This window comes from Pseudomonas sp. A0308 (assembly GCF_044218815.1).
Lineage (GTDB): Bacteria > Pseudomonadota > Gammaproteobacteria > Pseudomonadales > Pseudomonadaceae > Aquipseudomonas > Aquipseudomonas iridis.
This window is the reverse complement of record NZ_CP162581.1, coordinates 3,745,892-3,769,422: the sequence shown is the minus strand read 5'-3', so window position 1 is coordinate 3,769,422 and position 23,531 is coordinate 3,745,892. Positions and strand designations below refer to the sequence as shown.

At 59.3% G+C, this 23,531-nt stretch carries 22 protein-coding genes; 5 read left to right on the top strand and 17 right to left on the bottom strand.

The window, feature by feature from the left end; all coding sequences use genetic code 11:
- On the bottom strand, window positions 1-633 hold the full coding sequence (locus tag AB4P92_RS17370; protein ID WP_042561628.1) for a 2OG-Fe(II) oxygenase: 633 nt from the start codon (window positions 631-633) through the stop codon (window positions 1-3).
- Window positions 634-741: 108 nt separating this feature from the next.
- Between AB4P92_RS17370 and AB4P92_RS17365 the strand changes: the two genes are divergently transcribed.
- Window positions 742-1,473: a DUF2059 domain-containing protein gene (locus tag AB4P92_RS17365; protein ID WP_042561629.1), complete on the top strand. Its 732-nt coding sequence runs from the start codon at window positions 742-744 to the stop codon at window positions 1,471-1,473.
- A gap of 129 nt (window positions 1,474-1,602) precedes the next feature.
- Here the strand turns inward: AB4P92_RS17365 and AB4P92_RS17360 are convergent, their stop codons facing one another.
- Window positions 1,603-2,550 (bottom strand): alpha/beta hydrolase, encoded by a 948-nt coding sequence (locus tag AB4P92_RS17360; RefSeq protein ID WP_042561630.1) that lies wholly within the window; start codon window positions 2,548-2,550, stop codon window positions 1,603-1,605.
- 99 nt (window positions 2,551-2,649) lie between these two features.
- Between AB4P92_RS17360 and AB4P92_RS17355 the strand changes: the two genes are divergently transcribed.
- Entirely contained in the window at window positions 2,650-3,228 is a 579-nt protein-coding gene (locus tag AB4P92_RS17355) for a DUF6436 domain-containing protein (RefSeq protein WP_395597923.1), read from the top strand.
- A 102-nt stretch (window positions 3,229-3,330) separates the two neighbouring features.
- The gene (locus AB4P92_RS17350; RefSeq protein WP_395597922.1) at window positions 3,331-5,733 is read left to right on the top strand and encodes a penicillin acylase family protein; all 2,403 of its coding nucleotides are present in this window, start codon (window positions 3,331-3,333) and stop codon (window positions 5,731-5,733) included.
- Between the two features lie 356 nt (window positions 5,734-6,089).
- Here AB4P92_RS17350 and AB4P92_RS17345 read toward each other — a convergent pair whose 3' ends face one another.
- The 8 genes from AB4P92_RS17345 to AB4P92_RS17310 form a co-directional block, all read right to left on the bottom strand.
- Entirely contained in the window at window positions 6,090-6,980 is an 891-nt protein-coding gene (locus AB4P92_RS17345) for an ABC transporter permease subunit (RefSeq protein ID WP_395597921.1), read from the bottom strand.
- Window positions 6,977-7,858 (bottom strand): ABC transporter permease subunit, encoded by an 882-nt coding sequence (locus tag AB4P92_RS17340; RefSeq protein ID WP_181818471.1) that lies wholly within the window; start codon window positions 7,856-7,858, stop codon window positions 6,977-6,979. Before AB4P92_RS17340 ends, AB4P92_RS17345 begins: the two co-directional genes overlap by 4 nt.
- A gap of 35 nt (window positions 7,859-7,893) precedes the next feature.
- Window positions 7,894-9,036, bottom strand: coding sequence for an ABC transporter ATP-binding protein (locus AB4P92_RS17335; RefSeq protein WP_115146591.1), 1,143 nt, complete (start codon window positions 9,034-9,036; stop codon window positions 7,894-7,896).
- Window positions 9,037-9,103: 67 nt separating this feature from the next.
- On the bottom strand, window positions 9,104-10,201 hold the full coding sequence (locus AB4P92_RS17330) for a polyamine ABC transporter substrate-binding protein (RefSeq protein ID WP_042561636.1): 1,098 nt from the start codon (window positions 10,199-10,201) through the stop codon (window positions 9,104-9,106).
- 188 nt (window positions 10,202-10,389) lie between these two features.
- Window positions 10,390-11,502: a polyamine ABC transporter substrate-binding protein gene (locus AB4P92_RS17325; protein WP_042561637.1), complete on the bottom strand. Its 1,113-nt coding sequence runs from the start codon at window positions 11,500-11,502 to the stop codon at window positions 10,390-10,392.
- A 171-nt stretch (window positions 11,503-11,673) separates the two neighbouring features.
- A complete protein-coding gene (locus AB4P92_RS17320) occupies window positions 11,674-13,038 on the bottom strand; it encodes an aspartate aminotransferase family protein (RefSeq protein WP_047304040.1) in 1,365 nt (454 codons plus the stop codon).
- 57 nt (window positions 13,039-13,095) lie between these two features.
- Window positions 13,096-14,454 carry a glutamine synthetase family protein gene (locus tag AB4P92_RS17315; RefSeq protein WP_042561639.1) on the bottom strand — a complete coding sequence of 453 codons (1,359 nt, stop codon included), beginning with the start codon at window positions 14,452-14,454 and terminating at the stop codon, window positions 13,096-13,098.
- Between the two features lie 95 nt (window positions 14,455-14,549).
- Entirely contained in the window at window positions 14,550-14,909 is a 360-nt protein-coding gene (locus AB4P92_RS17310; RefSeq protein WP_261735570.1) for a glutamine amidotransferase, read from the bottom strand.
- A gap of 278 nt (window positions 14,910-15,187) precedes the next feature.
- On the opposite strand from AB4P92_RS17310, the gene AB4P92_RS17305 reads away from it, so the two are divergent.
- Together AB4P92_RS17305 and AB4P92_RS17300 are read left to right on the top strand one after the other, a co-directional pair.
- Window positions 15,188-16,564 carry a glutamine synthetase family protein gene (locus AB4P92_RS17305; RefSeq protein ID WP_042561640.1) on the top strand — a complete coding sequence of 459 codons (1,377 nt, stop codon included), beginning with the start codon at window positions 15,188-15,190 and terminating at the stop codon, window positions 16,562-16,564.
- A gap of 258 nt (window positions 16,565-16,822) precedes the next feature.
- Complete coding sequence (locus AB4P92_RS17300; protein WP_042561641.1) at window positions 16,823-17,461, top strand: TetR/AcrR family transcriptional regulator; 639 nt, start codon at window positions 16,823-16,825, stop codon at window positions 17,459-17,461.
- A 177-nt stretch (window positions 17,462-17,638) separates the two neighbouring features.
- On the opposite strand, the gene AB4P92_RS17295 is transcribed toward AB4P92_RS17300, so the two are convergent.
- The 7 genes from AB4P92_RS17295 to AB4P92_RS17265 all read right to left on the bottom strand — a co-directional run bounded on the left by AB4P92_RS17295 (window position 17,639) and on the right by AB4P92_RS17265 (window position 23,289).
- Window positions 17,639-17,854, bottom strand: a complete 216-nt coding sequence (locus tag AB4P92_RS17295; protein ID WP_003229256.1) for a molybdopterin-binding protein — start codon at window positions 17,852-17,854, stop codon at window positions 17,639-17,641.
- Window positions 17,855-17,960: 106 nt separating this feature from the next.
- Window positions 17,961-18,767, bottom strand: coding sequence for an aliphatic sulfonates ABC transporter ATP-binding protein (gene ssuB / locus AB4P92_RS17290; protein WP_261735568.1), 807 nt, complete (start codon window positions 18,765-18,767; stop codon window positions 17,961-17,963).
- Window positions 18,764-19,546 carry an aliphatic sulfonate ABC transporter permease SsuC gene (ssuC, locus tag AB4P92_RS17285; protein WP_395597920.1) on the bottom strand — a complete coding sequence of 261 codons (783 nt, stop codon included), beginning with the start codon at window positions 19,544-19,546 and terminating at the stop codon, window positions 18,764-18,766. Before ssuC ends, ssuB begins: the two co-directional genes overlap by 4 nt.
- An 8-nt stretch (window positions 19,547-19,554) precedes the next feature.
- Window positions 19,555-20,703 (bottom strand): FMNH2-dependent alkanesulfonate monooxygenase, encoded by a 1,149-nt coding sequence (ssuD, locus tag AB4P92_RS17280; RefSeq protein WP_042561643.1) that lies wholly within the window; start codon window positions 20,701-20,703, stop codon window positions 19,555-19,557.
- Between the two features lie 25 nt (window positions 20,704-20,728).
- Window positions 20,729-21,694 carry a sulfonate ABC transporter substrate-binding protein gene (locus AB4P92_RS17275; RefSeq protein WP_395597919.1) on the bottom strand — a complete coding sequence of 322 codons (966 nt, stop codon included), beginning with the start codon at window positions 21,692-21,694 and terminating at the stop codon, window positions 20,729-20,731.
- 89 nt (window positions 21,695-21,783) lie between these two features.
- Window positions 21,784-22,377: an NADPH-dependent FMN reductase gene (gene ssuE / locus AB4P92_RS17270; RefSeq protein WP_042561645.1), complete on the bottom strand. Its 594-nt coding sequence runs from the start codon at window positions 22,375-22,377 to the stop codon at window positions 21,784-21,786.
- 273 nt (window positions 22,378-22,650) lie between these two features.
- A complete protein-coding gene (locus tag AB4P92_RS17265; RefSeq protein WP_395597918.1) occupies window positions 22,651-23,289 on the bottom strand; it encodes a peroxiredoxin in 639 nt (212 codons plus the stop codon).
- Between the last annotated feature and the right edge of the window lie 242 nt (window positions 23,290-23,531).

The window sequence follows — 23,531 nt, the reverse complement described above, 5'->3', positions numbered from 1 at the left end:
TCAGAAAGGCTCGTTGCCACGACGACGGAACCAGCCCGTCAGCGACAGGCGCTCGCGATGGGCCGGCAGCACCTCATGCGGTACTTCGCCGGAGAGGAAAACCACCAGACAACCACCGGTAGGTTGCACATCATGAACGCGATCATCGCTCAGATACATGCGCAGCTGACCGCCATCCTCCGGCAGCCAGGCATCATTGAGGTAGACCACCACCGAGACCATGCGCCGGTCATCGTCGCGAAAACGGTCGACGTGCCTGCGATAAAACGCGCCCGGCGGATACAGGGCGAAATGGCATTCGAAATCTTCAAGCCCGAGGAACAAGCCACGGTTGAGCGCCTCGCGCAGGCTGTCCATCAGGTTCAAATAACGGTCACTGGCCTCAGCCTGCCCCGGATCGATCCATTGGATATGGTCGCCGCGAATACCCTCGCGAATCTCTGAAAACGGCCCACGACCGACCGCCGCCGGCGCCAGCTCACCCTCGGCTTCACGTTTACGGCATTCGGCCGCCAGCTCGCCGGTCAAACCAGCGGGCAGGAAAATGTTCTGCTGCGACCAGCCGTGTTCGGCCAGGTCGTCGACAATGCGCAACAGCAGCGGGTGTTCAGAGGATATTTGCATGGCGCGCATAGTATGTCGGCGGCAAGAAATCCGACAGAGCCACGCGGCGGCTTGTTACGAATTCTCGACAAGTCACGGCACCGCACGGAGAATAGTCCGCTGCTGACAGGAGTCCCTATGCGCCGTTTGCTTTTTTCACTGTTGATGTTCTGTGTTTTGCCCGCTTGGGCGGACGGCCACGATCAGCTGTACAAGGTCGCCGGTTGGCCAGAACAACGTGCGCATTTCAATGACGCCCTGAGTGCCGCGCAACAGCGCTATCAAAACAGCCTGCCGCCCGCCGTGTTTCAAGCGCTGGTGAACAACAGCAACCAGCGCTTCGCCCCGCAGGCCATGGATCAACGCGCCGAGGCACAGCTACGGCAGAACCTCGCCGATCCGAAACCTGCGCTGTCTTTTTTCCAGTCGCCGCTGGGCAAGAAAATCGTTGCCGCTGAATTGCTCGCGACCCGCCGGGATCAACTGGCCAAGAACGCCAAGGGCCTGCCGAAAATGCCGGCCAGCGACAGCCGCCTGCTGATCATCGGCCACCTCGCCCAGGCACTACCTGCGCGGGAGGCTGGCGCCGAGGTGAGCCTGGCGATTGCCGGGGTCGCAGCGGACAGTTTGAGTTCGATGATTCCGGGCCTGCTCGGTGGCGGACAGGCGCAAGGCATGTTGAACGGTCAACGTCAGCGCTTGATGGATCAGATCGGCGCGGACATGAACAACACGCTGCTCTACGTTTATCGCGACCTGTCGGATAACGAACTGGAAGAGTTTGCGACGTTCGCCGAATCGACCGAGGGCAAGGCGTATTACCAGGCCGCGCTGGCGGCGATTCGAGCGGGGTTGGCGGTGGGGCAATGATCCTCGTCGCCTGACCGGCCGCCATCGCTGGCAAGCCAGCTCCCACAGGTTTTTCGGGCGTTCACAAATCCGTGGTCGACTCAAAACCCTGTGGGAGCTGGCTTGCCAGCGATGAGGCCAGCAAATCCGCTAGAGATTCCGGCCCCTGATCCGCTTGCTCAGAAACTCGAAATACTCCTCACGCATATCAGCCGTCTCATTCGCCAGATGATGCCGCGCTTCGGGTAACAGCAAGATCTGCGGTCGATCGAACTTCAACTTCAACACCTGCAGATTGTGCTGCCAGTCCACGGTCATGTCCGCCTGCCCCTGAATGATCAGCGGCCGTCGCGGACTTTTTTTGGCGAATTCCACCCGCTTGATCCAGCGTGACAAAGCCCCAACCCATGCCGTCGGCAAGCGCTTGGGCTGCAACGGATCGGCCAGCAGAAACGGCAGGAAGTCCGGGTCGTTGGAATTCTCGCTGAAGCGCCGCGCGATGCCCCGTACGAAAGGCCGCAGCAGGTAATAACTCAGCTGCGACCAGCCCCACGCCCGCGGTCGTACCAGTGGCGACAGCAAAATCACCTGCCCCTGCGCCGGACTGTTCTCGCCATGGTTGAGCACATGGTCGACGACGATGGCGCCGCCAGTGCTTTGTCCGCACAGATGCCATGGTTGCGGCAGGGCAATCGAACTGGCTTCGACGAACAAGGCTTGCAGCGCGTCCTGATATTCAGAGAAGTCGCGGATGCTCGCCCGCGTGCCGCTCGACAGACCATGCCCGGGCAAGTCGCAGGCAATGACGGCAAAATCCTGATCCAGCGCCCACTCGATCACATGCCGATACAGCCCGGTGTGGTCGTAGAAACCGTGCAATAGAAACAGCGTGCCCTTGACCTTCTCCGGCCACCAGCAATGGCTCACCAGTTCGTAGCCATCAACGGCGAAACGGCCCATGCCGCGCCAGACATCACGCTCGGGAAAATCGGTTTTGTAGAAGCATTGATAGGCCTTGGCTTCGTCCGACAACGGCTGCCACTCAGCCAAAGGCTTGAGGCTGGCGCGTAATTGATCGGGGTCGAAAGTAGCGGGCATGAGGCAAATTCCAGAGCGGTGAACAGACTTTATCGGCTTGCGATATTCATCTGTCGCGGCAAGTATGGCAAGCTAGTCGCCCCTCAAGGATCGAAATACATGCGTTCGTCCTACCGCACCGCACTGTTTGCCAGCCTGCTCGCGCTTGTGTGTTCCGGCGTGTTGTGGACGGCGTACGACTGGTTTCAGGGCCGATATTTGCGCGCGTTCAGCGAGCACACGGCGGTCTTTTCCGGCGACCCGCTGCGCCTGCCGGATGATCTCGCCGGACCTGGCAAGATTCGCCTGGTGCATTTCTGGGACCCGGCCTGCCCCTGCAACGTCGGCAATCAGCAGCACCTGACCGAGATGGTCGAGCATTTCAGCGCCAGAGGCGTCGATTTTTTCGCGGTGCAGCGACCCGGCAGCCACGGCCAGTTGCCCGCCACTTTGAGCAGCCTGAAAACCATCGCGGTATTGCCCGGCGCCGAGCAGATTCCCGCCAGCCCCGCCGTGGCGATCTGGGACCGCAGCGGCAAACTCGCGTACTTCGGCCCCTACAGCGAAGGCCTGACCTGCAACTCCAGCAACAGCTTTATTGAGCCGATCCTTAACGCGTTGACGGATGATCGCCCGGTGAATGCCACGCACACGCTGGCGGTCGGCTGCTATTGCCCGTGGCCGGTGCAGGCGCAATAAGGCATTCCGGACTTTTCAAGGACAGCGATGCACGGCACAGAAGGTCTGTGCTAATTGTTTGCAGCCCGGCGGGCGGCAATTCCGCATGCACAAGGAGTCACCATGAAACGCGTGTTCACCGTTCTTGCCTTGCTCATCGTTGTCCTGCTCGCTGGCGCAGGCGGGTACATCTACAGCAAACAGCCGACACGCCAGGGCCAGATTGAACTGCGCAACCTGCAAGGCTCGGTGACCGTGCGCTACGACGAGCGTGGCGTGCCGCACATCCGCGCCGAGAACGAAACCGACCTCTACCGTGCCCTCGGCTATGTGCATGCCCAGGATCGTCTGTTCCAGATGGAAGCCATGCGCCGTCTCGCCCGGGGCGAACTGGCCGAAGTGCTCGGGCCGAAACTGCTCGACACCGACAAACTGTTCCGCAGTTTGCGCATTCGTGAGCGCGCGGCCAGTTATGTGGCCAGCCTCGACAAGCAGTCGCCGGCGTGGAAGGGCCTGCAAGCGTATCTGGATGGCATCAACCAATATCAGGACACGCACGCCGCGCCTGTCGAGTTCGACGTGCTGGGCATCCCCAAGCGGCCGTTCACCGCCGAAGACAGCATCAGCGTCGCCGGTTACATGGCCTACAGCTTTGCCGCCGCGTTTCGCACCGAACCGTTGCTGACCTACGTACGCGATCAACTCGGTGCCGATTACCTCAATGTGTTCGATCTCGACTGGCAGCCCAAAGGCGTACTCGCCAAGGGCCACAGTACGTCGGCGCCGGCACTCGCCGCCAATGACTGGAAAGACCTCACCGCCCTCGCCCGCCTCAGTGAGCAGGCACTGATCGACAACGGTCTGCCGCAGTTCGAGGGCAGCAACGCCTGGGTCATCGCCGGCAGCCGCAGCCAGAGTGGCAAGCCATTGTTGGCAGGCGATCCGCACATTCGTTTCTCGGTGCCATCGGTGTGGTACGAAGCGCAGTTGTCGGCTCCGGGGTTTGAACTCTATGGCCATCATCAGGCGCTGGTGCCTTTCGCGTTCCTGGGGCACAACCTGGATTTCGGCTGGAGCCTGACCATGTTCCAGAACGATGATCTGGACCTGATCGCCGAGAAGGTCAACCCGGACAACCCGAATCAGGTCTGGTATCGCGGCCAGTGGACCGACATGGTCAGCAGCGAGCAGCAGATCGCCGTGAAGGGCCAGGCGCCAGTGACCATCACCTTGCGCCAGTCGCCCCACGGCCCGATCGTCAACGACGCGCTGGGGTCCGCCGCCGGCAAGACGCCGATCGCGATGTGGTGGGCCTTCCTCGAAACACCGAACCCGATCCTCGAGGGTTTCTACCAGCTCAACCGCGCCGACACCCTGGCCAAGGCCCGCGCCGCTGCGGCCAAGGTGCAGGCGCCGGGGCTCAACCTCGTTTACGCCAATGCCAAGGGCGACATCGCCTGGTGGGCTTCGGCGTTGTTGCCCAAGCGCCCCGCCGGGGTCAAGCCGGGCTTCATCCTTGATGGCAGCACTGATCAGGCGAACAAGGACGGTTTCTACCCGTTCAGCGCCAACCCGCAGGAAGAAAACCCGGCACGCGGCTATATCGTCTCGGCCAACTTCCAGCCCGTGTCGCCAAGCGGCATGGAGATTCCCGGTTACTACAACCTCGCCGACCGTGGCCAGCAGCTCAATCGCCAGCTCAGCGACAAGAGCGTGAAGTGGACCAACGAAGCCAACCAGAAACTGCAACTGGGCACCGCCACCGGTTACGGCCCGCGTTTGCTGGCGCCTCTGCTGCCCGTGCTGCGCGAGGTGGTGAGCGATCCGGCGCAGTTGAAACTGGTCTCGCAACTGGCGCAGTGGCCAGGCGACTATCCACTGGATTCGGTAAGCGCGACGGTGTTCAACCAGTTCCTCTTTGACCTCGCCGATGCAGCGATGCGTGATGAGTTGGGCAATGACTTTTTCGACACGCTGTTGTCGACGCGGGTGATTGATTCAGCATTGCCACGCTTGGCGGCGAACGCTGATTCAGTCTGGTGGGATAACCGCAACACGCCAACCAAAGAGACTCGCGCCGATACCGTGCGCGCGGCATGGCAGGCGAGCATGAAGCACCTGAAGCTGACCCTCGGTGACGATGCGTCCGGATGGAAATGGGGCACGGCGCACACGCTGACCCACGGGCATCCGCTGGGGCAGCAGAAGCCGCTGGATCGCATCTTCAACGTCGGGCCGTTCGCCGCACCGGGCAGCCATGAAGTGCCGAACAACCTCTCGGCGAAGATCGCCCCGGCGCCGTGGCCGGTGACTTACGGGCCTTCTACGCGGCGTCTGGTTGACTTCGCTGATCCTGCTCACAGCTTGACGATCAACCCGGTCGGGCAGAGCGGCGTGCCGTTTGATCGTCACTATGACGATCAGGCTGAAGCGTACGTCGACGGGATTTACGTGCAGGCGTATTTCAGCGACGAAGAGGTGACGGCGAATACGCGGAGCACGTTGAAGCTGCTGCCGGCTCGGTAGTTCTCGGGTGAATGGAATGGCCCTATCGCTGGCAAGCTAGCTCCCACAGGCTTTTGCGTCGATCACGGATTTTGTGAACACCAGAAAAACCTGTGGGAGCTGGCTTGCCAGCGATGACGTCGTCACAGCCAACATCAATGCTGAATGGAAGACGGCTATCGCGAGCAAGCTCGCTCCCACAGGGTTTTGCGTCGATCACGGATTTTGTGGACACCAGAAAAACCTGTGGGAGCTGGCTTGCCAGCGATGACGTCGTCACAGCCAACATCAATGTTGAATGGAAGACGGCTATCGCGAGCAAGCTCGCTCCCACAGAGATTTGGGTTGATCACAGACTTGTGATCAACCCAATCGGCTTACACCACTCCCGGCGCCGGTGCGCGACGTGCGTCCGGTTGCTTCCACGAATCGGCAGCGCTTTCTTCGATGGCTTGCTGGATGGCTTTCTTGCGGGCTTCTTCGGCGCGGCGGCTGAAGAACCAGACCATGAAAGTCACGATCGACACCGCCAGCAGAATCAGGCTGGCCACGGCGTTGATCTCAGGCTTGACGCCCAGACGTACCGCCGAGAACACTTCCATCGGCAGCGTCGTCGAACCCGGGCCCGACACGAAGCTCGCTAGCACCAGGTCGTCCAGCGACAGCGCGAACGACATCATGCCGCCTGCTGCCAATGATGGCGCAATCATCGGGATGGTGATCAGGAAGAACACCTTCCACGGCCGCGCACCCAGGTCCATCGCCGCTTCTTCAATCGACAGATCCAGCTCACGCAGGCGCGCCGACACCACCACCGCCACATAAGCCGCACAGAACGTCGTGTGAGCGATCCAGATGGTGACAATGCCACGTTCCTGTGGCCAGCCGATCATCTGCGCCATGGCCACGAACAGCAGCAACAGCGACAGACCTGTGATCACTTCGGGCATTACCAACGGCGCCGTCACCAGGCCGCCGAACAACGTACGGCCCTTGAAGTGGGTGATACGCGTCAACACGAATGCGGCCAAAGTACCCAGCGCTACCGCAGCCACCGCCGTGTAGCAGGCGATTTCCAGCGAGCGCAGTACCGAGCCCATCAGTTGCGAGTTGTCGAGCAGGCCGACGTACCACTTGATCGACCAGCCGCCCCACACCGTTACCAGTTTCGAGGCGTTGAACGAGTAGATCACCAGGATCAGCATCGGCAAGTAGATGAACAACAAACCCACGACCAGCATCAGGCTGGAGAAACGGATGCGCTTCATTCTTTACCCTCCATTTCCTTGGCCTGACTGCGGTTGAACAGGATGATCGGCACAATCAGGATCGCCAGCATCACCACCGCCAGCGCGGACGCTACCGGCCAGTCACGGTTGTTGAAGAACTCTTGCCAGAGCACCTTACCGATCATCAGGGTTTCCGGGCCGCCGAGCAGTTCCGGGATGACGAACTCGCCCACGACCGGAATGAACACCAGCATGCAGCCGGCAATGATCCCGTTCTTGGACAGTGGAATAGTGATTTTCCAGAAGCTGTTGAAGGTGCTCGAACCGAGGTCAGAAGCCGCTTCCAGCAGACTGTTGTCGTGCTTCACCAGGTTGGCGTACAGCGGCAGGATCATGAACGGCAGGTACGAGTAGACGATGCCGATATACACCGCGAGGTTGGTGTTGAGGATCTGCAGCGGCTCATCGATCAGGCCGATGCTCATCAGGAATCCGTTGAGCAGGCCATTGTTGCTGAGGATGCCCATCCACGCGTAAACGCGGATCAGGATTGCCGTCCAGGTCGGCATCATGATCAGCAGCACCAGCACCGTTTGCATTTCTTTACGGGCCGTGGCGATCGCGTAGGCCATCGGGTAGCCGATCGCCAGGCACAGAACGGTGCTGATCAACGCCATCTTCAGCGAGCCGAGGTACGCGGCGATATACAACTCGTCGTCGCCAAGCATCGCGTAGTTGCCCAGGTTCAGCAGCAGTTGCAGCTTCTGCTCGGCAAACGTGTAGATCTCGGTGTAAGGCGGAATGGCCACGTCGGCTTCGGCGAAGCTGATCTTCAGGACGATGAAGAACGGCAACATGAAGAACAGAAACAGCCAGATGAACGGAACCCCGATGACCAGCTGGCGGCCATTGGGAATTATTCGGTTGATGCGCCGTTTGAATTTGCGCATGTTCATGAGCGAAGTACCACACCGCTGTCGTCTTCCCACCACACGAAAACCTGATCGCCCCAGGTCGGACGGGCGCCACGGCGTTCGGCGTTAGCGACGAAGGACTGCACCAGTTTGCCGCTCGGCAGTTCGACGTAAAACACCGAGTGCCCGCCAAGATAGGCAATGTCGTGCACCTTGCCGCTCGACCAGTTGTATTCGCAGGTCGGTTGTTCGGCGGTGACCAGCAGTTTCTCCGGACGAATCGCGTAGGTGACCGACTTGTCCTGCACCGAAGTGCTGATGCCGTGACCCACATAGATCTGCCGGTCGAGGTCCTTGCAAGTGATGGTCGCGTGACCCTCGGCGTCGTCGATCACTTCACCTTCGAAGATGTTGACGTTGCCGATGAATTCGCAGACCAGACGGCTGGTCGGGGTTTCGTAGATGTCGATCGGGCTGCCGATCTGGGCGATCCAGCCCAGGTGCATGATCGCGATGCGCTCGGCCATGGTCATGGCCTCTTCCTGGTCGTGGGTCACCATCACGCAGGTCACGCCGACGCGCTCGATGATTTCCACCAGTTCGAGTTGCATCTGCGAACGCAGTTTTTTATCCAGTGCGCCCATGGGTTCGTCGAGCAGCAACAGCTTCGGCCGCTTGGCCAGCGAGCGCGCCAGGGCCACACGCTGACGCTGACCGCCAGACAGTTGATGTGGCTTGCGCTTGGCGTATTGGCTCATCTGCACCAGTTTGAGCATCTCGGCCACGCGGGCTTCGACTTCAGCCTTGGGAATCTTGTCCTGCTGCAAACCGAACGCGATGTTCTGCGCCACGGTCATGTGCGGAAACAAGGCGTAGGACTGGAACATCATGTTGATCGGACGTTCGTACGGCGGCATGTCGGTAATGTCGACGCCGTCGAGAAAAATGCGCCCCTCCGTGGGCCGTTCGAACCCTGCCAGCATCCGCAGCAGAGTGGATTTGCCCGATCCCGAACCGCCGAGCAGGGCGAAGATCTCACCCTTTTTGATTTCCAGGGACACATCGTCCACGGCAATCGTCTCGTCGAACTTCTTCGTGACCCGGTCGATTTTGACCAACACCTGTTTGGGTGTCTGGTCGCCCTCGAGGGCTTTCTTATAGGCGCCGGAGGCAACTGCCATTTACGAAACTCCCAGAAAAAAAGAGTGCAGTTCGCCCAATGCGGACGAACCCAGGATAGTTTGTGCCTTACATCCCCGACTTGACCTTGGTCCAGCTGCGGGTCATCAGGCGCTGAATGTTCGGTGGCAACTCGGTCGACACGTAGGCCTTGTCAATCACGGCCTGTGGCGGATAAACCGATTCATCGGTACGGATGGATTGATCCATCAGCTTGTCCGAGCCCGGGTTGGGGTTGGCGTAACCGACAGAATCACTGACCTGGGCGATCACCTCAGGTTTCAACAGATAGTTGATGAAGGCGTGGGCCTGCTTCACGTTCGACGAATCCTTGGGAATCGCCAACATGTCGAACCACAACGCGCCGCCCTCTTTCGGCACCGTGTAGGCGATATTCACGCCCTTCTTGGCTTCTGCCGCGCGGTTCTTCGCCTGGAAGATATCGCCGGAGAAACCGATGGCCACGCAGATGTCGCCGTTGGCCAGGTCGCCGATGTATTTCGAAGAATGGAAGTAGGTTACGTAGGGGCGCACGGCGAGCAATTTGTCGGTGGCTTTCTTGTAATCCTTGGGATTGGTGCTGTTGGCATCCAGACCCATGTAGTTGAGCACGGTCGGCATCATTTCATCGGCCGAATCGAGGAAGGCCACGCCGCAGCTTTGCAGCTTCTTGATGTTTTCCGGCTCGAACAGCACGCCCCAGGAGTCAATCTTGTCGACGCCCAGCACAGCCTTCACTTTATCGACGTTGTAGCCGATGCCGTTGGTGCCCCACAGGTACGGTACGGCGTACAGGTTGCCAGGATCGTTCTGCTCCAGACGCTTGAGTAGCGCCGGGTCGAGATTCGAGTAATTTGACAGCTGCGCCCGGTCGAGTTTCTGGAACGCACCCGCCTTGATCTGCTTGCCGAGGAAGTGGTTCGACGGCACGACCACGTCGTAACCGGTACGCCCGGCGAGCAACTTGCCTTCCAGGGTTTCGTTGGAGTCGAACACGTCGTAGACCGGTTTGATCCCGGTCTCTTTCTGAAAGTCGGCCAGCGTCGATTCGCCGATGTAATCCGACCAGTTATAAATATGCACCGTGCCGGCGGCTTGGGCACCGACGGCGATCGTCAGGCCGGCAGCGGCCAGCAGCGCATTGCGCAAAGAAGAAAAAATAGGCACGTGAAGGTCCTCTAAAATTAGTTGGGCCCAAGTTGCCCAGCGCTGCATGACAGCCATGGCTGCCCGGCAACAAAACCGGCGCGCAACTTACCCTCGAAAAACCGTTCCAGCAAAACTTTCTGTCATTTAATTATTCCGCTGGCCGCCGTCGCGCAGACGACGGCCAACGGTTGCGGCTTCAAACCGGTTTATTTACCGGATTTGATTTTGGTCCAGCTGCGGGTGATCAGACGCAGTGTGGCGGCATCCAGATCACTGATCGCATAGAGCTGCTTCTTCACTTCAGCCGAAGGATAGATGCTCGCATCGCTGGTAATGTCTTTGTCCACCAGCGGTGTGGCCGCCTTGTTGCCGTTCGGGAAACGTACGGCGTTGGTGATCTCGGCCATCACTTCCGGCTGCAGCAGGTAGTTCATGAACTTGTAGGCGGCGTCGACGTTGGTGGCATCCTTTGGAATGGCAACCATGTCGTAGAAAGTGCCGGCGCCTTCTTTCGGAATGGTGTAGGCCAGTTTGACCTTGTCACCGGCTTCCTTGGCGCGCGACTTCGACTGCTCCAGGTCACCCGAGTAACCCACGGCCACGCAAATGTTGCCGTTGGCCAGGTCGGAGATGTACTTGGAGGAATGGAAGTAGGCGACCGAAGGACGAATCTTGAGGAACAGGTCTTCGGCGGCTTTCAGGTCAGCCTTGTCTTTGCTGTTGGTCGGTTTGCCCAGATAGTGCAGCGCCGCCGGAATCATTTCGGTCGGTGCGTCGAGGAAGCTCACGCCGCAGCTTTTCAGCTTCTCGATGTTCTCAGGCTTGAACACGATGTCCCAGGAATCGATCTTGTCGATACCCAGTGCAGCCTTGACCTTCTCCGGGTTGTAGCCGATGCCGATCGAGCCCCACATGTACGGGAACGCGTGTTTGTTGCCCTGGTCGCTGGCATCGCCAACGGCTTTGAGCAGGTCTTCGTCGAGGTTCTTCCAGTTCGGCAGCTTGGACTTGTCCAGCTCCTGATACACGCCCGCCTTGATCTGCTTGGCGAGGAAGTTGTTGGAAGGCACCACGATGTCGTAACCGGATTTACCGGCCAGCAGTTTGGCTTCCAGGGTTTCGTTGCTGTCGAACACGTCGTAGACGACTTTGATGCCGGACTCTTTTTCAAACTTGGCAACGGTGTCCGGTGCGATGTAGTCGGACCAGTTGTAGACGTGCAACACCTTGTCGTCCGCCTGAACCGCACCCGCCATCATGCCCGCGATGGACAGAGCGAGAAGTGTCTTGCCAGCAAGCTTTTTGCCTAATGCCTTCATGCGTAATGCTCCAAATTTTTCTTTTTTGAACCACTTTGTTCAGCGGCCGAACCCGGACAACTGGAACCGCGGCTAGTCTGGCAAGATCCGAGGCGGTCTTTCAAGGAAAGACCAGCCTTTCTGACAGCTTTGCGCGAGAGCGCCGAGGCTTTCCCGCACAAAGCCTAGCACTTAGCCCTGCAACGCACTGAGGGTCAGGTCCAGACACTTGCGTGCCTTTGTAACCAGCTCGTCGATTTCCGCTTTGCTGATCACCAGCGGCGGCGCGATGATCATGGTGTCGCCCACGGCGCGCATGATCAGCCCGTTGTCGAAGCAGAACTGGCGGCAGATCATGCCCACGCCCTTGCCCTCGTAACGTTTGCGAGTGGCCTTGTCCTGCACCAGCTCGATCGCCCCCAGCAGACCGACCCCGCGAACTTCACCCACTAACGGGTGATCGTTCAGTTCCCGCAGACGTTTCTGCAAATACGGTGCCGTTTCGTTGTGCACGTTCTCGATAATCTTTTCGTCGCGCAGAATGCGGATGTTTTCCAGGCCCACTGCCGCCGCCACCGGGTGACCGGAGTAGGTGAAACCGTGGTTGAAATCGCCGCCTTCGTTGAGCACCGCGACCACTTCGTCACGCACGATCAGGCCACCCATCGGGATGTAGCCGGAGGTCAGGCCCTTGGCGATGGTCATCATGTCGGGCTTGAGGTCGTAGAAATCGCTACCGAACCACTCACCGGTACGGCCGAAACCACAGATCACCTCATCCGCGACGAAGAGGATGTCGTACTTGGCGAGGATTTCCTTCACGCGCGGCCAGTAGCTGTCGGGCGGAATGATCACGCCGCCGGCGCCCTGGATCGGCTCGGCAATAAAGGCACCGACGTTGTCGACGCCGACTTCGAGAATTTTCTCTTCCAGCTGATTGGCCGCCCAGATCCCGAACTCTTGCGGGGACATGTCGCCGCCTTCGGCGAACCAGTACGGCTGGGCGATGTGGACGATGCCCGGGATCGGCAAGTCGCCCTGCTCATGCATATAGGTCATGCCGCCCAGGCTCGCGCCGGCCACGGTGGAACCGTGATAACCGTTCTTGCGGCTGATGATGACTTTCTTGTTCGGCTGGCCCTTGATCGCCCAGTAGTGGCGAACCATGCGCAACATGGTGTCGTTGCCTTCAGAGCCGGAACCGGTGAAGAACACGTGGTTCATGCCTTCCGGCGCGATTTCGGAGATGGCCTTGGCCAGTTCCAGTGCCGGCGGGTGAGCAGTCTGGAAAAACAGGTTGTAGTACGGCAGTTCGCGCATCTGTTTGCTGGCGGCATCGGCCAGTTCATCGCGACCGTAACCGATGGCCACGCACCACAGACCGGCCATGCCGTCGAGGATCTTGTTGCCTTCGCTGTCCCACAGGTAAACGCCCTTGGCGTTGGTGATGATCCGCGGGCCCTTCTCTTTCAGCTGCTTGAAATCGCTGAACGGGGCCAGGTGGTGATCGCTGCTCAGCGCTTGCCACTCACGGGTTTGCGGGTTGTTGCTGGTCATGCCAATTCTCCTTGTTATCGGTGAAGGCGCGGCGGCTGACCACCGCGCCCCGGCGTATCAGACGGCGAAGAGCAGGTACTCACGCTCCCACGAACTGATCACTCGCTTGAAGTTTTCATGCTCGGCCCGCTTGACCGCGACGTAGCCCGTGATGAAAGTTTTGCCCAGGTATTTCTCGACGGTCGAGCTGTTTTCCATGCGCTCCAGCGCGTCCTCGATGGTCAGCGGCAGGCGCAGGTTGCGGCGTTCATAGCCACGACCGACGACCGGCGCGCTCGGGTTGAGGCCCTCGACCATGCCGATGTAACCGCAGAGCAGGCTCGCGGCAATCGCCAGGTACGGGTTGGCGTCGGCGCCCGGCAGACGGTTTTCCACGCGGCGGTTTTGCGGGCCGGCATCCGGAACGCGCAAGCCCACGGTGCGGTTTTCTTCGCCCCACTCGACGTTCACCGGCGCCGAGGTATCCGGCAGGAAGCGGCGGAACGAGTTGACGTTGGGGGCGAAGAGCGGCAGCAATTCCGGGATCAGCTTCTGCAGGCCACCGATGTGGTGCAGGAACAGCTGGCTCATGGTCCCGTCTTCATTAGAGAAGACGTTTTTGCCGGTTTCGATGTCGATGATGCTCTGGTGCAAGTGCATCGCGCTGCCCGGCTCACCGGTCATCGGCTTGGCCATGAAAGTGGCGGCTACGTCGTGCTTGAGCGCGGCTTCGCGCATGGTGCGTTTGAACACCAGAATCTGGTCGGCCAGCGACAGGGCGTCACCGTGACGGAAGTTGATTTCCATCTGCGCGGTGCCGTCTTCATGGATCAGCGTGTCGAGATCCAGTTCCTGCAACTCGCACCAGTCGTAGACGTCTTCGAACAGCGGGTCGAATTCGTTCGCTGCCTCAATAGAGAACGACTGACGACCGATTTCCGGACGCCCGGAGCGGCCGATCGGCGGCTGCAACGGATAGTCAGGGTCGTCACTGCGCTTGGTCAGGTAAAACTCCATCTCTGGCGCCACGATCGGCTGCCAGCCCTTGTCGGCGTAGAGTTTGAGTACTTTCTTGAGGACGTTGCGCGGCGACAGTTCGATCGGGTTGCCTTGCTTGTCGTAGGTGTCGTGAATCACCTGGGCGGTTGGCTCGATGGCCCACGGCACCATGTACACGGCGTTCTGGTCGGGGCGGCAGATCATGTCGATGTCGGCCGGGTCGAGCAGTTCGTAATAGATGTCGTCTTCGACGTAGTCGCCGGTTACGGTCTGCAACAGAACGCTTTCTGGCAGGCGCATGCCTTTTTCGGCGATGAACTTGTTGGTCGGCGAGATCTTGCCCCGGGTGATACCGGTCAAGTCGGCGATCATGCATTCGACTTCTGTGATCTTGTGGTCTTTCAACCAATCGGTGAGCTGGTCGAGGTTGTTACTCATAAATGCCTCTGGGCTGAGTCTCCTGACGCTATGTCAGGCAAGGTTTGACGCTTGTGCGTCGCGTTAAAGGGGGGTTGCTTGCGCGCAGTGCCGGCTTACGCCTGGCACCGCGCATAGACAATGAAAGAGAAGCTTACCTGCCCTTTACGCTGGCGTTGCATTTCCTGTGCACAACCGGCACGTGCAGAATCATGAGCACGGCTTGAAGAGCGGCACAGGCTTTGTGGGAGAAAGAGATCTATATTGGAAGGAGACGCCATAAAGAGGATGGCTTCCCGTGCGTCCAGAATATCGGACGTTGCCGTTTTGACGGCTGCTGCGCGCGAGACCATCGTCGGCAGGCTGCGAGCCTGATTGACTGCGCTCTGCACGGACGATTCGCCACTGATGTGATAAGCATGCAGACCGGACTGTTGCGAGCAGTCGGTGACGCCGTTTATCGACAGGCGAGACATGAAGCACCCCGGTATTATTGCTGTTATGGGTTTGATCGGAGCTTAGCCTTGTTCATTTTTTTACACAACACCCCCGTAAAAAATACAACACGGCCTGCTCAAGCCTGCGGGTGCCAAGCGTTCCAAGGGCAAAAAACCGCCCGAAAATGCCCCATAAACGCCCTCGCAGCGCTTTTTTAGGGCAAAAAAGGCCTTGCTTGACTTCGGCAGGCCGTTCGGGTTGACTGAAACCAGAAAAGATCAATGATTGATATTTTTAACAACAAAGGTGTTGCATCATGTCGGTACCCCCGCGTGCCGTTCAGCTCAACGAAGCGAACGCGTTCCTTAAGGAACATCCTGAGGTTCTGTACGTTGACCTTCTGATTGCGGATATGAATGGTGTGGTGCGCGGCAAGCGCATTGAACGCACCAGCCTCCACAAGGTTTACGAGAAAGGCATCAACCTGCCGGCCTCTCTATTTGCTCTGGATATCAATGGTTCAACGGTGGAAAGCACCGGTCTGGGCCTGGACATCGGCGACGCCGATCGTATCTGCTATCCGATCCCCGATACCCTGTGCAACGAGCCATGGCAGAAGCGCCCTACCGCGCAACTGTTGATGACCATGCACGAACTCGAAGGCCAGCCGTTCTTCGCTGACCCGCGTGAAGTGCTGGCTAATGTGGTGCGCAAGTTCGACGAACTGGGCCTGACCATCTGCGCCGCGTTCGAGCTCGAGTTCTACCTGATCGACCAGGAGAACGTGAACGGTCGTCCGCAACCACCACGCTCGCCGGTTTCCGGCAAACGTCCGCACTCGACTCAGGTTTACCTGATCGACGACCTCGACGAATACGTCGATTGCCTCCAGGACATTCTGGAAGGCGCCAAAGAGCAAGGCATTCCAGCCGACGCCATCGTCAAGGAAAGTGCCCCGGCGCAGTTCGAAGTGAACCTGCACCACGTTGCCGACCCGATCAAGGCGTGCGACTACGCGGTACTGCTCAAGCGGCTGATCAAGAACATCGCCTACGACCATGAAATGGACACCACTTTCATGGCCAAGCCTTACCCTGGCCAGGCGGGCAATGGTCTGCACGTGCACATTTCGATTCTGGATAAAGAAGGCAAAAACATTTTTGCCAGCGAGGATCCCGAGCAGAACGCCGCGCTGCGTCACGCGATCGGCGGTGTGCTCGAGACCCTGCCCGCGCAGATGGCTTTCCTCTGCCCTAACGTCAACTCGTACCGTCGTTTCGGCGCACAGTTCTACGTGCCGAACTCGCCGTGCTGGGGCCTGGACAATCGCACCGTGGCGATTCGCGTACCGACCGGTGCGGCCGATGCCGTGCGGATCGAACACCGCGTTGCCGGTGCCGACGCCAACCCGTACCTGCTGATGGCTTCGGTGCTGGCTGGCGTGCATCACGGCCTGACCAACAAGATCGAGCCGGGCGCGCCCGTCGAAGGCAACAGCTACGAGCAGAACGAACAAAGCCTGCCGAACAACTTGCGCGATGCCCTGCGTGAGCTGGACGACAGCGAGGTGATGGCCAAGTACATCGATCCGAAATACATCGATATCTTCGTCGCCTGTAAAGAGAGCGAGCTGGAGGAGTTCGAACACTCCATCTCCGACCTCGAGTACAACTGGTATCTGCATACCGTTTAAGCGGTTGTAGCTGCATAAAAACGCCGTTGGCTGATTCAGCCAGCGGCGTTTTTTTATGGCTCACACGAAAGCCCCGCTTGGGATCAATGGCCGCCTGCGGCGGATCGCTGGCAAGCCAGCTCCCACAAGGTAATCTGCAAATACAAAACTTGCGTTCGGCCTCAATCCCTGTGGGAGCCGGCTTGCCAGCGATGGCGTCCGGGCAGACAAACACAACAGCCGGCTCGTACAATGCCCGCTGCCCCGCAGGAGACTTTCATGACGCGTCCCGCCCCCGTCCGTAAACCCCGCGCCCGCAGTCAGGCGCGGATCGACTCGATACTCGACGCCGCGCGCACGCTGCTGGCCGCCGAGGGTGTGGCCAGCCTGTCGATCTACAGCGTGGCCGAGCGCGCGCAGATTCCGCCCTCTTCGGTTTACCACTTCTTCGCCAGCGTCCCGGCGCTGCTCGAAGCCCTGACAGCGGATGTGCACGCGGCATTCCGCGCCTGCCTGCAAGCGCCGATCGATCATCAAGCCTTGCGCGACTGGCGCGACCTGTCGCGGCTGGTCGAACAGCGGATGCTGGAGATTTACGACGAAGACGCCGCCGCCCGCCAGTTGATCCTCGCCCAGCATGGCCTCACCGAAGTCACCCAGGCCGACCGTCAGCACGACATCGAACTGGGCGACCTGATGCACAAGCTGTTCGATCATCACTTCGAACTGCCAAGGCTGCCGGAGGATGTGGATGTGTTTGCCCTGGCGATGGAATTGGGCGACCGCGTTTACGCGCGTTCAGTGCAGCAGCACGGGCAGATCACGCCGCGCATGGCAGAGGAAGGGATGCGCGTGTTTGATGCTTATATCGGGTTGTATTTGCCGCCCTATCTGCCCAAGAGATCTCTGCTGATCTGACTGGCCGCATCGCTGGCAAGCCAGCTCCCACAGGGTATTTGGCGGTCCAACAATCTGCATCCACCGACGATTTTTGTGGGAGCTGGCTTGCCAGCGATGGCCGCGCCGCCGATTTCAAGCCAGGCACAACAAACCCCGAAGGGCTCACACCCTCCGGGGTTGTTTTTTATCACCGGTTTACAACTTGGCGATCGAGACCTCGGTGGATTTCACAAAGGCGATCACTTCGCTGCCGACCACCAGTTCCAGCTCTTTTACCGAGCGCGTGGTGATGACCGAAGTGACGATGCCGGAAGCGGTCTGCACGTCGATTTCCGACAGCACGTCGCCGAGGACGATTTCCTTGATCGAGCCTTTGAACTGGTTGCGTACGTTGATGGCTTTGATAGTCATGATATTTCTCCTGAGGTCGAAATAAGCGGCAAGTGGCAAGCTTCAAGCGGCAAGCAAAAGCGCAGCGCTTCTACCTGTAGCTTGTAGCTTGAGGCTCGCAGCTACTTCATTGCGCCCAACGCAACTGCGTAGGCAAGGGTGAAACGGGTTCCGGCGCCGGCGGTTCGCCGGGCAGGGACATAACACGGTTGAGCACTTCGGTTTCCAGCGCCGCCAGTCGATGCGAACCACGCACTCGCGGCCGCGGCAACTCGACATGCAGGTCTAGGCCGACTTCACCGTCCTCGATCAGAATCACCCGGTCGGCAATCGCGACCGCTTCGCTGACGTCGTGGGTGACCAGCAACACCGTGAAACCGTGCTGCTGCCAAAGGCGTTCGATCAGTTGCTGCATCTCGATGCGGGTCAGCGCGTCCAGCGCGCCGAGCGGTTCGTCGAGCAACAGCAGACGCGGCTTGTGAATCAATGCTCGGGCCAGAGCAACACGCTGCTTCTGACCACCGGACAAAGCCGCCGGCCATTCATTGGCACGGTCCGCCAGGCCGACCGCTTCCAGTGCAGCCAATGCTTGCGGACGCCAGTTGCCTTTGAGCCCGAGACCGACGTTGTCGATGATCTTTTTCCACGGCAACAAACGGGATTCCTGAAACATCAAACGCGTGTCTTCCCGCGCATCGCTAAGCGGCGCGGCACCTGCGAGCAAGTCACCGCCAGTTGGCTGATCGAGGCCGGCAAGCAAGCGCAGCAAGGTACTTTTGCCGCAACCGCTGCGCCCGACCACAGCGACAAACTGCCCTGCCGGAATGTGCAGATCGATATCGCGCAATACTTGCCGTGCGCCGAAGGTTTTTTGCAGGTTGCGCACTGCCAGCGGAATCCCGCGCAGCAGGCGTGGAGGTTGTTGAGCGGTCATGCTGCACCTCCTTTGGCAACCTGATAGGCCGGATGCCAGCGCAGCCACACACGTTCAAGTCCACGCGCCGCAAGGTCGGCGAGTTTGCCGAGCACCGCGTAAAGCAGGATGGCCAGCACCACCACGTCGGTCTGCAAAAACTCCCGGGCATTCATCGCCAGATAGCCGATGCCGGAGCTGGCAGAAATGGTTTCGGCGACGATCAGCGTCAGCCACATAAAGCCCAGGGCGAAGCGCACACCGACCAGAATCGAAGGCAACGCTCCCGGCAGAATCACCTGCCAGAACAGGCTGAAGCGGCTCAATCCATAACTGCGCGCCATCTCGACCAGCGCGGGGTCGACGTTGCGGATGCCGTGATAGGTGTTGAGGTAGATCGGGAACAGCGTGCCCAACGCCACCAGAAAAATCTTCGCCGACTCATCAATGCCGAACCACAGAATCACCAGCGGAATCAGTGCCAGATGCGGCACGTTGCGGATCATCTGCACCGAACTGTCGAGCAAGCGTTCGCCCCACTTCGACAGACCGGTGATGAAGCCTAACACCAGACCGATGCTGCCGCCGATGGTGAAACCCAGCGCGGCGCGCCAGCCGCTGATTGCCAGGTGCGTCCAGATTTCACCACTGCGCACAAGACTCACGCCGGCCTCGATCACCGCCACCGGTGCCGGCAGAATCCGTGTCGACAACCAGCCCGCCGACACCGACAACTGCCACACCGCCAGCAGCAACACCGGCAACGCCCAAGGCGCGAGGCTGTGGATGATTTTCTTCATGGCGCGCCTCAGCTCTGCGACGCGGCTTTGGGAAGAATGTCGTTGGCGACCATCTCGCCGAACGGGCTGACATAACCGGCGCTTTTCGGCAGTTCCGGGCGCTCGATGTCGAGGTGTGGGAACAGCAATTCGGCGACGCGGTACGACTCTTCGAGGTGTGGATAACCGGAGAAGATGAAGGTATCGATGCCCAGGTCCGCGTATTCCTTCACCCGAGCGGCCACGGTCGGACCGTCGCCAACCAACGCCGTCCCGGCACCACCGCGCACCAGCCCGACGCCAGCCCACAGGTTGGGACTGACTTCCAGGTTGTCGCGACTGCCGCCGTGCAATGCGGCCATGCGTTGCTGGCCGACCGAATCGAAACGCGCCAGCGAAGCTTGAGCACGGGCGATGGTGTCATCGTCAAGATGCGAGATCAGACGATCCGCCGCCTGCCAGGCTTCAGCATTGGTTTCACGGACGATCACATGCAGACGAATGCCGAAGCGCACGGTGCGTCCGAGCTTGGCGGCTTTGGCGCGCACCTGTTCGATTTTCTCCGCCACCGCTGCGGGCGGCTCGCCCCAGGTCAAAACCATTTCGACCTGTTCGGCAGCCAAATCCTGCGCCGCTTCCGAGGAGCCACCAAAGTACAGCGGCGGACGCGGCTGCTGGATTGGCGGATAGAGCAACTTCGCACCTTTGACGCTGATGTGCTGACCATCGTAATCAACGGTTTCGCCTTCCAGCACACGGCGCCAGATGCGGGTGAATTCCACCGAGGCTTGATAGCGCTCCTCGTGACTGAGGAACAGACCGTCACCGGCCAATTCTTCCGGATCACCACCGGTCACCAGATTGAACAGCGCCCGCCCGCCAGACAGGCGATCCAGCGTTGCGGCCTGACGCGCCGCCACCGTCGGGGAGATAATCCCCGGGCGCAGGGCGACCAAAAACTTCAGACGCTGGGTCACCGGGATCAGCGACGCCGCCACCAGCCAGGAGTCTTCGCAAGAGCGGCCGGTAGGAATCAGCACACCGCCAAAACCCAGACGATCCGCTGCTTGCGCGACCTGTTGCAGATACCCGTGATCGACAGCACGGGCGCCTTCGGAGGTGCCAAGGTAATGGCCGTCGCCGTGGGTCGGCAGGAACCAGAAGATATTGAGGCTCATGGAGTCGTCTCCTTGGGAATTCGAATTACTGTGCTTTGGCCACAGCGGACGGTGGTGTCCAGATCACATCCTTGATGCTCAAAGGCTTGGGAATCAGTTTGAGCTGGAAGAACGTGTCAGCGATTTTCTGTTGCGCGGCGATCACTTCCGGAGTCAGGAACAGCGCACCGTAGCCCTGACGTTTGACCGAGGTCAGGGTGATGTCCGCCGGCAGGCCGAGCAGCGGCGCGACCTGTTGGGTCACGTCTTCAGGATTGGCTTTGGACCACTCGCCGACCGCGCGCACTTCTTCGACGAGAGTCTTGATCACCTCGGGATTTTTCTGTGCGTAAGGTTTGGTTGCGAGATAGAACTGGTGGTTGTCGACGATGCCTTTGCCGTCGCGCAGGGTGTGCGCTTGCAGCTGTTTCTCGGCGGCCGCCTGATACGGATCCCAGATGACCCAGGCATCAACGCTGCCACGCTCGAACGCGGCACGAGCATCGGCCGGCGGCAGGAATACTGTTTGGATATCGGTGTATTTGAGTCCGGCGTCTTCCAGTGCGCGAACCAGCAGGTAGTGGACGTTGGAGCCTTTGTTCAGCACGACTTTCTTGCCTTTGAGATCGGCCACCGATTTGATCGGCGAGTCTTTCGGCACGAGGATCGCTTCGCTGTTCGGCGCTGGCGGCTCGTAAGCGACATAGAGCAGATCGGCACCTGCGGCTTGAGCGAATACCGGTGGCGTTTCACCCGTCACGCCGAAGTCGATCGAGCCGACGTTCAGGCCTTCGAGCAGTTGCGGGCCACCGGGAAATTCCGTCCATTGCACGTCGACGCCTTGGGCGGCGAGACGTTTTTCAAGAGTACCTTTGGCTTTGAGCAGCACCAGGGTGCCGTACTTCTGATAACCGATTCTTAACGTATCGGCCTGAGCTTGAGTGATGGCGCCGAAGGACACAGCCGCAGCAAACAGAGCGACCAGACCACGACGCAAAAATACAGTGCGCATAGCGCTCTCCTTTTTGCAGTTGGGTTTTGGCTGCACCTGCTTGCCCGTTGACGGGCGAGTAAGGCGAGTACTTCAAATTCTTATGAGGCTTAAATGCTCCAGCGAGCACTCAACAAACGTTCGTTCAACAAGCCCGGCTCCAGCGGTTTCGGCCGGCGGGCCATGGCACTGACAAACTGATCCAGCGCTTCATGCAGTCGCTGTTCCAGCGCCGGTGCCAACTGCGCCTGGGCACTGCCTTCGCCATAAGCGATCTGGCTGTCCTCGGCGAAAATCCCCTGAAGCATTTCCTGGGCTTTTAATGCCGACAGCACTGGCTTGAGGGCGTAATCGACCACCAGCATGTGGGCGATGCTGCCGCCGGTGGCCATCGGTAAAACAATCTTGTGGTTCAAGGCACGTTCGGGCAGCAGATCGAGCACAGTCTTCAGAGCGCCAGAAAACGAGGCCTTGTAAACCGGTGTAGCGATCAGCAAGCCGTCGGCATTTTCAATCTGTTGTAAAAGATCGAGCACCTTGGGGCTATCAAAACGAGCGTGGAGCAGATCTTCGGCCGGGAAATCCCGTACCTGATAACTCACCACTTCCACCCCTTGCTGCTGCAACCAGCGCTGCGAGCGATCCAGCAGAACTCCAGAACGGGAGCGCAGGCTGGGACTGCCACCGAGTGAGACAACCAGCATTGAGATGATTCCTTAAGCGTTACAGGCGATTCGCAGGTTGCGATCTCGCTTCAATGTGAGAGACCTTACCAGTTGATTTATATATCCATAAATCATATTTATTCATTTGGTTATGCATTTTGGAGATATACGTTTTACCTTTCTCGGGACGAAAAAAAAGGCCGTCGAAACGGCCCGAAATCCCCTGCTTTGTGGATGCCTCAAAACGATCGCAGCCTTCGGCAGCTCCTGCATTGGACTGCGTTTCTCCCTGCAGGCTGCGATCTTTTTATCTTAACGATTAGGCTGTGGCGTCAGACGCAGGTACGGCTTCACGGCGCGATAGCCTTTCGGGAAGCGCTGTTTGATCTCTTCTTCATCCTTGAGCGACGGCACGATCACCACTTCGTCACCGTCCTGCCAGTTGGCCGGGGTGGCCACTTTGTAGTTGTCGGTGAGTTGCAGCGAATCGATCACCCGCAGAATCTCGTGGAAATTGCGCCCGGTGCTCGCCGGATAGGTGATGGTCAGGCGAATCTTCTTGTTCGGATCAATCACGAACAGCGAACGCACGGTCAGGGTGTCATTGGCGTTCGGGTGGATCAGGTCATACAGATCCGAGACTTTGCGATCCGCATCGGCCAGGATCGGAAAGTTGACGACAGTGTTCTGGGTTTCGTTGATGTCTTCGATCCACTTGTGGTGCGAGTCCACCGGGTCTACCGACAGCGCGATGGCCTTGACGCCGCGCTGGCTGAATTCATCCTTGAGCTTGGCGGTTAAGCCCAGCTCGGTGGTGCACACCGGGGTGAAGTCCGCCGGATGGGAAAACAGCACGCCCCAACTATCGCCTAGCCATTCGTGAAAACGAATCTTGCCGACGCTGGAGTCTTGCTCGAAATCGGGGGCGATGTCGCCGAGTCTGAGGCTCATGGTGCTGCTCCTGATGAGAGGGTGGAGACCTCAACTGTAGCTTGGCTTTTATGCTCATGAAAAAGAATATATAACTAGATATGTATGCTTTTTAGGAATATTAAACTTCTGTTCACTGGACGCCCGGCCGCATCGCGACGAACATCGTTGGCAAGGTTCGAGAAGGCCTTGAGTTGCTGTAAAGAGGGAAGTGTCGGGGAAGGCTTACGGGGGTGGGCCTGACTCGGAAACGCAAAAGCCCC

Coding starts and splice junctions, on each gene's coding strand:
- AB4P92_RS17370 (WP_042561628.1), bottom strand. CDS start 633: ATGCGCGCCATGCAAATATCCTCTGAACACCCGCTGCTGTTGCGCATT.
- AB4P92_RS17365 (WP_042561629.1), top strand. CDS start 742: ATGCGCCGTTTGCTTTTTTCACTGTTGATGTTCTGTGTTTTGCCCGCT.
- AB4P92_RS17360 (WP_042561630.1), bottom strand. CDS start 2,550: ATGCCCGCTACTTTCGACCCCGATCAATTACGCGCCAGCCTCAAGCCT.
- AB4P92_RS17355 (WP_395597923.1), top strand. CDS start 2,650: ATGCGTTCGTCCTACCGCACCGCACTGTTTGCCAGCCTGCTCGCGCTT.
- AB4P92_RS17350 (WP_395597922.1), top strand. CDS start 3,331: ATGAAACGCGTGTTCACCGTTCTTGCCTTGCTCATCGTTGTCCTGCTC.
- AB4P92_RS17345 (WP_395597921.1), bottom strand. CDS start 6,980: ATGAAGCGCATCCGTTTCTCCAGCCTGATGCTGGTCGTGGGTTTGTTG.
- AB4P92_RS17335 (WP_115146591.1), bottom strand. CDS start 9,036: ATGGCAGTTGCCTCCGGCGCCTATAAGAAAGCCCTCGAGGGCGACCAG.
- AB4P92_RS17325 (WP_042561637.1), bottom strand. CDS start 11,502: ATGAAGGCATTAGGCAAAAAGCTTGCTGGCAAGACACTTCTCGCTCTG.
- AB4P92_RS17320 (WP_047304040.1), bottom strand. CDS start 13,038: ATGACCAGCAACAACCCGCAAACCCGTGAGTGGCAAGCGCTGAGCAGC.
- AB4P92_RS17315 (WP_042561639.1), bottom strand. CDS start 14,454: ATGAGTAACAACCTCGACCAGCTCACCGATTGGTTGAAAGACCACAAG.
- AB4P92_RS17310 (WP_261735570.1), bottom strand. CDS start 14,909: ATGTCTCGCCTGTCGATAAACGGCGTCACCGACTGCTCGCAACAGTCC.
- AB4P92_RS17305 (WP_042561640.1), top strand. CDS start 15,188: ATGTCGGTACCCCCGCGTGCCGTTCAGCTCAACGAAGCGAACGCGTTC.
- AB4P92_RS17300 (WP_042561641.1), top strand. CDS start 16,823: ATGACGCGTCCCGCCCCCGTCCGTAAACCCCGCGCCCGCAGTCAGGCG.
- AB4P92_RS17295 (WP_003229256.1), bottom strand. CDS start 17,854: ATGACTATCAAAGCCATCAACGTACGCAACCAGTTCAAAGGCTCGATC.
- ssuB (WP_261735568.1), bottom strand. CDS start 18,767: ATGACCGCTCAACAACCTCCACGCCTGCTGCGCGGGATTCCGCTGGCA.
- ssuC (WP_395597920.1), bottom strand. CDS start 19,546: ATGAAGAAAATCATCCACAGCCTCGCGCCTTGGGCGTTGCCGGTGTTG.
- ssuD (WP_042561643.1), bottom strand. CDS start 20,703: ATGAGCCTCAATATCTTCTGGTTCCTGCCGACCCACGGCGACGGCCAT.
- AB4P92_RS17275 (WP_395597919.1), bottom strand. CDS start 21,694: ATGCGCACTGTATTTTTGCGTCGTGGTCTGGTCGCTCTGTTTGCTGCG.
- ssuE (WP_042561645.1), bottom strand. CDS start 22,377: ATGCTGGTTGTCTCACTCGGTGGCAGTCCCAGCCTGCGCTCCCGTTCT.
- AB4P92_RS17265 (WP_395597918.1), bottom strand. CDS start 23,289: ATGAGCCTCAGACTCGGCGACATCGCCCCCGATTTCGAGCAAGACTCC.